Consider the following 8567-nt stretch of genomic DNA (forward strand, 5'->3'; position numbering starts at 1 on the left):
ATGATGTAGGAGCTAAAAAGTTCGGTTTAGAGAGGGTCTTGAAACAATTTTCCGCATGGGGAGCCATTGGGGTTAAATATGGCTTTATGCAAGGGACATTAGAAGAGAAGGTAAAGCACACCAGAGCCATTGTTGAGCTCTGTGCCAAGTATAAATTGATGGTAAATTTTCATGACAATCCAGTTCCCCCAAGTGGAGATAGAAGAACGTGGCCCAACCTAATTACCAAAGAATTTGGCCATGCACAGGGAGATGCCAAATATTCGCATTATCCCGAAACATCAGTTAATCAGGTTTTAATAAATCAGATTGCCGGTCCTTTGGATTTTACAAATGGATGGTTTGCCCTCCACAGTGCACATATAGGAAGGCCAAAGGTCTTTGAGGAAATCCCCGGTACTGTGGTAGCGGAAGTAGCCAAGCTTATTACCATTTATTCTGGATGGATGGTATTGCCTGATAGCCCTGAAGCCTATTTGGAAAAAGAAGATTTGTTTGATTGTATTCGGAAAATGCCGGCACAATTTGATAGTTTTGAAGTGCTAGATGCAGCATTGGACAAATATGTTAGCATTGCCAGGAAAGCAGGAGAAGATTGGTTTGTAGGCGCTTTGACCAATAGAGAAGCACGCTCCATAACATTGGATTTAAGTTTTTTGTCGGAGAAAGAAAAATACGAAGCAATACTTTATGAGGATGCAGAGAATTCTGATTATCTGTCCAATAAGGAATCCTATACAATCCGAAGCATGGTTGTTAATGCCAACACCAAACTTGTTGTCCGAATGAGCAATGGTGGTGGGCATGTAATGCATATAAAAAAAATTTCGAATAAAGAAGAATAACGAATTGAGGAAATATCGATTTCGGTGGACACAAATACTTCCAAATCCATTAAATTAGTATTTTAGCAGCAATGAAAAGGAGCTTCGGAGAAAATTCTTTTTATGCGGTTCATTTCCTTCAGCAACGCCCGATCTATAGTGAAAATCGAAAAACTACACCATATCGCAATAATTTGTTCGGATTACGATAAGTCTAAAAAGTTTTACACAGATATTTTAGGCTTTACGATAGACAAAGAGATTTACAGAGAAGAACGACAATCCTATAAACTTGACCTTTCTTTAAACGGGCAATATTTAATCGAGCTTTTCTCTTTTCCAAACCCACCTTTAAGACCCTCAAGGCCCGAAGCAAGAGGATTGAGACATATTGCTTTTGGGGTAAGGGATCTTACAGCAACTATTGCCTATTTGGAATTCAATAACATACCTGTAGAAGGAGTACGAGTAGATGAATTTACCAACAAACGATTTACATTTATCGCAGATCCTGATGATTTACCCATTGAGTTTTACGAATTATGATACCAATAAGGGATTATATCAAAGGTTTTGATTCGCTTTTCCATCAATGTCTAGACAAGGCGCCGTGGGAAATAATTAATGAGCTTGATAATTTGATTCAGGACCGATTTTCTAATTTATCAGCTGAATATAAAATAGAAGAAAATATTGCCATCCATAAGACAGTTACAGTAGAAAAAGGAGTCACAATAAAAGGACCTGTAATCATTTCTGAAAATTGCTTTATAGGGGCCAATGCTTATTTAAGAGGACCAATCTTTTTGGGAAAATCAGTAAAGGTGGGACCGGGAGTAGAAATTAAGCAATCTATTATTTTTGAGAATTCGGCATTGGCTCACTTTAACTATATTGGAAACAGTATCATTGGTAAAAACATAAACTTTGAAGCAGGTTCCATTTGTGCCAATCACTATAACGAAAGGGTGGACAAGACCATATCTGTTAAACATAACGGGGAGTTGATGAATACAGGAACAAAGAAATTTGGGTCCTTGATTGGGGATGATACAAAGATTGGCGCCAATGCAGTTTTGTCTCCGGGTACTATTTTGGCAAGAAAAAGTATAGTAAAAAGACTTGCATTGGTAGAGCAAATACCCTGATAAAAAAGAAGGTATAAGTTTTTTAATTAGTGGTTTTTTAGATGCTTAATTTTCAAATTCACAAAAAACCTTTATCTTTCAACCAAAGGATTGGTGGGTATTCAAACCATACTAGATTAACCAGGATATTAGCCTTGGGTTTATTCAAATTCAATTGTCCTGTGCCAGCTATTACTTTTTAAATTATTATTCTCACTTGATATAATTTCATGATGCAAGAATCTAAAAAGTACAATGGGCTTTATGTTGTTGGACTTGTTGCCATCCTTTTGGGCAGTTATTTTTCCTGGACTATCTTTTTCATATTTATTGCTTTTATTTTATACTTTGCAGGAATCGTTTTGGTATTGCTTTCAAAAAAGAAATGGTGGATAAAATTGGTAACCATTTTACTGCCATTAACTTTTACGCTCCCAACGGGGCCGATGATTATAAATTTCTTTGAAGGTTTATTTTCCTAATCAATAAAATCTCCGGTTCTTAAAACCGAGGATTTTAGAAATTTCTCAAGCTTTTAATTGCTTACCATGGCGGGTTCTTTTTTATTTCCAATAAATACGACTACAAATATTGAGGCTATAAACATGATCAAACTGTAAATCACTACAGGAATAACCATGGCCGAATTTTGTAAAAGTGTAGCAGCTATCATGATTCCCAAAGTGCCATTTTGAATGCCGGACTCGATGCTTATGGAAACCTGCTGCTTCAGTGGTAATCCAAACCCTTTGGCAATTAGCCAGGCAAAACCAAAAGTAAGTATGTTGAGGATAACTGTTACCGGACCTGCCTCTGCAAAAAAGCCTAAAATATTGTCCTTTTCTTTAAAAATTGCCCCACCAACAATCACCACAAAGAATACAATGGAAGCGATGCGAACTGTTTTATCCGCTTTCTGTGAAAGTGCAGGAAATTTGTATTTCAAAAACATGCCAATGACTACAGGGATAAGGGTTACTCCGGTGATCTGAATTATGGTCTGCAAAACCGGTAAAGCAACAGTTCCTTCCTCACCAAAATAAACGATAGCGTAGTTGATGTACAAAGGAATGGTGACAATGGTAATTACAGAACTTAAGGCAGTGAGACTAATCGAAAGTGCAGTGTCTCCCTTACATAGATGAGTGATCATATTGGAAGTGGGCCCTCCCGGGCAACTTGCAATAATCATTATGCCTACAGCCATCGAGCCTTCCAAGCCAAAGGCCAGAATAAGCAAAAATCCCAATATCGGTAACATTAGCAGTTGGCAAAAAAGCCCTATACTGATGGCTTTGGGGGAAATGAAGATGTTTTTAAAATCCTTTATACTGAGAGTAAGTCCCATGCCGAGCATGATAAAGGCAAGTGCAAGGGGTAAAAATACTGCAGTAAATATATTACTTTCCATAATTGTTATTTTGGGTTATAGATGTAATAATACTAAAAATTAATTAATTAGGCCATTTATACATAGATTGTATGGTTTTATAGTGTTTGTCCGATATTTTTTTAATGTCAATACCTAAATGACTTTTATTCACTTTAAGTACTTTTTCACGCATGGTTTTAGGGAGTTTTTCATAGCCGTGGTAAGCGCCTAAAATTGCCCCTGCTATTGCAGCGGTAGTATCGTTGTCCCTGCCATAATTGGTTAGAAAAATAAGGGTTTCTGCAAATTTAAAATCATTGAAGAGCATGGCTGTCAATACTTGTAAGTGAATCTCTGCAGCATGGAAAGGCATGTCCTGTTGGTTTTGATCCAGTAATTCATAAGCCCGTTGGATGGAAGCTTTGGGGATTTTGCTCTCTTTTGGTAATTTTTTTTCTACCAGTGTACTGTCTTTGGCTTCTGCTACAATAGCCCTGGCCAATTCCAAAACCCGGTAGCTACTTCGGCCTACCAATCTACTGGAAAAATAACCTTCAGGATCTACTTCCCTTAAAACATCCAAAACCTTGTTTTGGTCCCCATTTGCTGTCATTGCTGCAGCTGTCATCGCTGCGGAAAGGGAGCCAATGTCCTTGGCAAGACCTAAATCAAAGATGCTCAGTTCAAATGCCTTTTTGTATGCCTCCTCCGCTCTTCCGGGATACATTATTCCAATGGCTTGTGAATATAGCAATCCGGCACAAACCATTTCTCCACCATAAAATTTTCCCAGAGCCTTGTGGTAGTCCTCTAGGCTATTTTGTCGGTAAGCCAAGGAAACTTTATACCATTCCTGCAACCATAAAACTTTCAGATTTACCTTTTCCAATGCCGAAGTCTGTTCGGGTTTCAAGGCTTTCAAACCACTAAAATAGGCTTCATAAACCTGAATGATATGTTCTGCAAAAGAAGCTGCATCAAGTTTGTTTCCATCAATTTTTGCCAAATAATCTACCATCAGGGATTTCCACCTGGTGTCGTCGGTGGTGCCTCCTCCGGGAAGATTGGCCAGCCAGATTCCTTCGGGTGAAACTTCCCGAACCATGGAATCCAGTCCATTGACCCAACCATAAGTGTGTTGAATATCTCTCCTCGACCACATTTCTGTAGGGGCACCCATGGCATCTCCTATGGCACTGCCCACCAATAGGCCTTTTATTTTATCAGATAGCTCAGCTTGGTTAATCGGGGATACCGGTAATAATGCTTCTTCTACCGGCTTTTTACTTTGCTCACAGGAGAGCAATATAAGGCCTAAGAAAACAAAAAAAATCAAATTAAATTTCTTCATTCATGATCAAATTTATGGCCTCAATGGTTAATTCTTCTTTCTCTGCCAAAGATAAAGACAGGGGAAGTTGGGCCAACCCATATAGGCGCCGTAAAATTTCCACTCCCGTGTAAGCAGCCAATAATTTATTGTCCACGGGATAGTCTTTAATTACCCTTTGAATTGATTCATCAGGTACCCTTGCCATTTTGAGATGGGCCAACATTACGCTTAAATCAAATTCCGGATCTCCCAAAAATGCAAATTCAGTATCTATGACTTTCAAACCGCTGTCCGTTGAAAACCAACTTCCCGGGTAGAAATCTCCATGGATAAGCGTTTTCCCTTTGCTCAAATACCTGTCACCTAATTGAGTTATTTTGGCTTTTAGTGTAGAATGATTCTTCACCTTTGTAGACAAGCCTTGTAAGCCATCTTGAACATCGTCTAAATTAAAACCATTATCCGGCTGGAAAGGTAGAACAAAAATGTGCTGGTGATTTAATTTTCTCATTTCCATGTTGTCAGGAAATTCAAGAACGGGAAGTTGATGCAGTTTCTTTAAGTAACTGAGCAATAAATCGATTACATTTTCTCCAAGGATTGAATGGGATTGATACACACCTAAGTAATCTCCGCCATTGTTCAGATGCTCCAATACCAAAAGCCAGCTTTCTTTATCGAAGCCCAATACTTTGGGTGAAAAACAAGCCAAAAAATTATCAGGACCAATGATTTTATAGTAATTGTACTCGATTTCTATTCTGTACAGTGGAGCAGGTACTTGCGGAAATTTGGCCACAAAAGGCCTGGATTGTTTCAAGACAATTGACCTTTTATTTGTTTTTATGGTCAGGGTGACATTCATATTTCCTTCGCCGGCCTTGAATGAATCGGCCACTTCCTCATTGGAGGCGAGAATTCCAATATTTTTCAAATAGTCAATATGGGTGGAATCAAGAGGCGCTTTGATTAACATTTCATTTATTTTTTCAGAAAATTACCTTGTATTTTCTGAAATAGAAACCAAAATGGGAATAAAGGTTATTTTCCTTAAATAAAAACCATCCCCTGAGTTCTTTTCTAGCGTTAACTGTTTTATTTTTGGGCCATGAGTAAAACAACCATAGACAATCCGCTTTTGAGCCAATTAGCGCTTGAATTGGATGGTGAATTGCATTACGATAGTTTGATGAAGACATTGTATGCCACTGATGCCTCAGTGTATCGGGCCCTGCCAACGGCCGTGGCCTTACCGAAAAGCAATGCTGATATAAAAAAATTGATTGATTTCGCCAATTCCAATAACCTCTCATTGATTCCAAGGACAGCAGGAACCTCCTTGGCCGGGCAATGTGTAGGGGATGGAATAGTGGTGGATGTTTCGAAGTACCTCAACAAAATTATTGAGTTTAATAAGGAAGAAGGTTGGGTAAGGGTGCAACCTGGTGTTGTTAGAAATGAATTAAACAATTACCTCAAGGAATATGGCTATTTCTTTAGCCCAATTACCAGTACAGCCACTCGTGCAATGGTAGGTGGAATGGTGGGAAACAATAGCTGTGGTACCACCTCAATTGTTTATGGAAGTACAAGAGAACATGTGCTTGAACTCAAGGTTTTATTGAGTGATGGAAGCGAAGCTGTCTTCAAATCCATGACACCAGATGAATTTGAACTTAAGTGTAAGGAAGAGAGCCTTGAAGGAGAATTATACCGACATGTTCGAGAAGAATTAAGCCAACCGGAAATACAAGAAAATATAAGAAAAAATTTCCCTAAATCAACTATCCATAGAAGGAATACCGGTTATGCCTTGGACTACTTATTGGAGTCGCAGATTTTTTCTGAAAAAGATGCTCCGTTTGACTTCTGTAAATTATTGTGTGGCTCTGAAGGTACCTTGGCAATAACTGCTGAGATTAAAATTCACCTTGATCCATTGCCGGATCCCTTTGATATTGTGGTTGCTGCCCATTTCACGAGCATCCATGACAGTATGAAAGCTGCCCAGGTGGCCATGAATGAAAAGCCTACAGCTGTAGAGTTGATGGATAAAAAAATCCTGGATTGCACCAAAGAGAATGTAGAGCAAAGTAGGAATAGGGATTTTGTAGAAGGGGACCCCATGGCCATTTTAATGGTAGAGTTTAGGGGGAAATCCCTTGAAGAGGCAAATGCCCAAGGTGCCGCATTTATAGAAGCTTTAAAAAAGGTAGGACTGGGATATGCTTATCCGGTTATTGGCCCTGATAGAACCAGCAGTGCTTGGAACTTAAGAAGTGCCGGTTTGGGCTTATTGGCAAATATTCCGGGGGATGAAAAAGCAGTAGCTTGTATTGAAGATACCGCAGTGGATATTGATGACCTGGCAGATTATATTGATGAATTTGCAGAGTTGATTGCTGAATTTGGTCAACAATCTGTTTATTACGCCCATGCAGGTGCAGGGGAAATACACTTAAGACCCATTCTTGACCTTAAAAAGTCCAAAGATGTCGATGAGTTTTATAAAATAAGTGAAGCCAGTGCCAAACTGGTAAAAAAATACAATGGTTCTCTTAGTGGAGAACATGGAGACGGAAGGTTAAGGGCGGCTTTTATCCCATTAATGGTTGGTCAAGAAAACTATGACCTTTTTAAACGAGTGAAAGCCAAATGGGACCCTAAAGGAATTTTCAATCCGGGGAAAATTGTGGATGCGCCGCCGATGAACTCTTCTCTTAGGTATGAGCCAGATTTGCCAAAGCGAGAACACCAAACCAAATTTGATTTTAGTCAGGTAGGAGGAATTCTTCCGATGGCTGAGAAATGCAATGGTTCCGGAGATTGTAGAAAACTCCCTAATTCCGGTGGAGGAACCATGTGTCCAAGTTATCAGGCCACACGTTATGAAAAAGATACTACCAGGGGAAGGGCCAATACCTTACGCGAGTTTTTGACTAAAAGTGAAAAGGAAAATCCTTTTGATCATCCGGAAATAAAGGAAGTCATGGATCTTTGCCTTTCCTGTAAAGGATGTACTTCTGAATGCCCTTCCAATGTGGACATGGCCACTTTGAAAGCAGAATTTCAATACCAATATTTTAAATCTAACCCTGTCCCTTTGCGTTCCAAAGCCTTTACGCATATCAATTCATTGAATGAATTGGGGAGTAAGGTACCGGGAATAGCCAATTTCTTTTTAAGCAACGGGCTTACCGGCGGCTTGATGAAGAACGTTCTAGGCGTGGCTCCGGAAAGGAATCTACCGGCATTGAGTAGTCAATCACTGCGCAAGTGGTACAAGAAGAACTATGCTAAGCTAAGTGGTAAACCCATAATAAAATCCGTTTACTTCTTTTGTGACGAGTTTACCAACCACAATGATACTGATACCGGTATTAAAGCCATAAAACTGCTAAGGCATTTAGGTTATGAAGTGAAGATGGTAGATCATGTGGAGAGTGGGAGAGGAGCCATGTCCAAGGGCTTGCTTGACCATGCACAAAAAATGGCGAATAAAAATGTTGAAATTTTTTCTACAATTGTAAAGGCAGAAAGTCCTTTGTTAGGAGTGGAGCCATCAGCCATTCTTAGCTTTAGGGATGAATATCCCAGACTGGTAAGTCCTGAATTCAAAGAGAGGGCCAAATCTTTAAAATTCCATTGTGAACTAGTGGATGAGTTTTTGGCCAAGGAAGTTTTGGCCGGAAATATAGATTCAGGGAGCTTTACCAAAGCACCTAAGAAAATAAAGTTACATGGTCATTGTCATCAAAAGGCTTTGTCTTCGGTCAATTATTCTAAGAAAATATTAGAATTGCCGGAAAATTACCAAGTAACGGTTATCCCTTCAGGTTGCTGCGGTATGGCAGGTTCTTTTGGCTATGAAAAGGAGCATTATAAGCTAAGTATGGAAATTGGGGAAATGG

At 39.2% G+C, this 8567-nt stretch carries 8 protein-coding genes; 5 read left to right on the forward strand and 3 right to left on the reverse strand.

From position 1 onward, the window contains the following. The 4 genes from AAC037_RS13010 to AAC037_RS13025 all read left to right on the forward strand — a co-directional run. Positions 1–845: glycoside hydrolase family 97 catalytic domain-containing protein (locus tag AAC037_RS13010; protein WP_339903399.1), on the forward strand; the 845-nt coding region annotated here is incomplete at its 5' end. A gap of 102 nt (positions 846–947) precedes the next feature. Next, on the forward strand, positions 948–1370 hold the full coding sequence (locus tag AAC037_RS13015) for a VOC family protein (RefSeq protein WP_339903400.1): 423 nt from the start codon (positions 948–950) through the stop codon (positions 1368–1370). Further along, positions 1367–1972 (forward strand): DapH/DapD/GlmU-related protein, encoded by a 606-nt coding sequence (locus tag AAC037_RS13020; RefSeq protein WP_339903401.1) that lies wholly within the window; start codon positions 1367–1369, stop codon positions 1970–1972. The genes AAC037_RS13015 and AAC037_RS13020 overlap by 4 nt, the downstream gene beginning before the upstream one ends. Before the next feature lie 209 nt (positions 1973–2181). After that, complete coding sequence (locus AAC037_RS13025) at positions 2182–2433, forward strand: hypothetical protein (RefSeq protein ID WP_339903402.1); 252 nt, start codon at positions 2182–2184, stop codon at positions 2431–2433. A 53-nt stretch (positions 2434–2486) separates the two neighbouring features. On the opposite strand, the gene AAC037_RS13030 is transcribed toward AAC037_RS13025, so the two are convergent. Genes AAC037_RS13030 through AAC037_RS13040 form a run of 3 tightly spaced genes read right to left on the reverse strand, consistent with a single transcriptional unit; the run spans position 2487 to position 5632 of the window. Continuing rightward, the gene (locus tag AAC037_RS13030) at positions 2487–3362 is read right to left on the reverse strand and encodes a bile acid:sodium symporter family protein (protein ID WP_339903403.1); all 876 of its coding nucleotides are present in this window, start codon (positions 3360–3362) and stop codon (positions 2487–2489) included. Positions 3363–3405: 43 nt separating this feature from the next. Beyond that, positions 3406–4674: an ADP-ribosylglycohydrolase family protein gene (locus tag AAC037_RS13035; protein WP_339903404.1), complete on the reverse strand. Its 1269-nt coding sequence runs from the start codon at positions 4672–4674 to the stop codon at positions 3406–3408. Further along, the gene (locus AAC037_RS13040) at positions 4661–5632 is read right to left on the reverse strand and encodes a phosphotransferase (protein ID WP_339903405.1); all 972 of its coding nucleotides are present in this window, start codon (positions 5630–5632) and stop codon (positions 4661–4663) included. Before AAC037_RS13040 ends, AAC037_RS13035 begins: the two co-directional genes overlap by 14 nt. 132 nt (positions 5633–5764) lie before the next feature. Here AAC037_RS13040 and AAC037_RS13045 point away from each other — a divergent pair. Beyond that, a partial coding sequence (locus tag AAC037_RS13045; RefSeq protein ID WP_339903406.1) for an FAD-linked oxidase C-terminal domain-containing protein occupies positions 5765–8567 on the forward strand: 2803 nt, incomplete at its 3' end.

It is taken from the genome of uncultured Cyclobacterium sp. (assembly GCF_963976465.1).
GTDB lineage: Bacteria > Bacteroidota > Bacteroidia > Cytophagales > Cyclobacteriaceae > Cyclobacterium.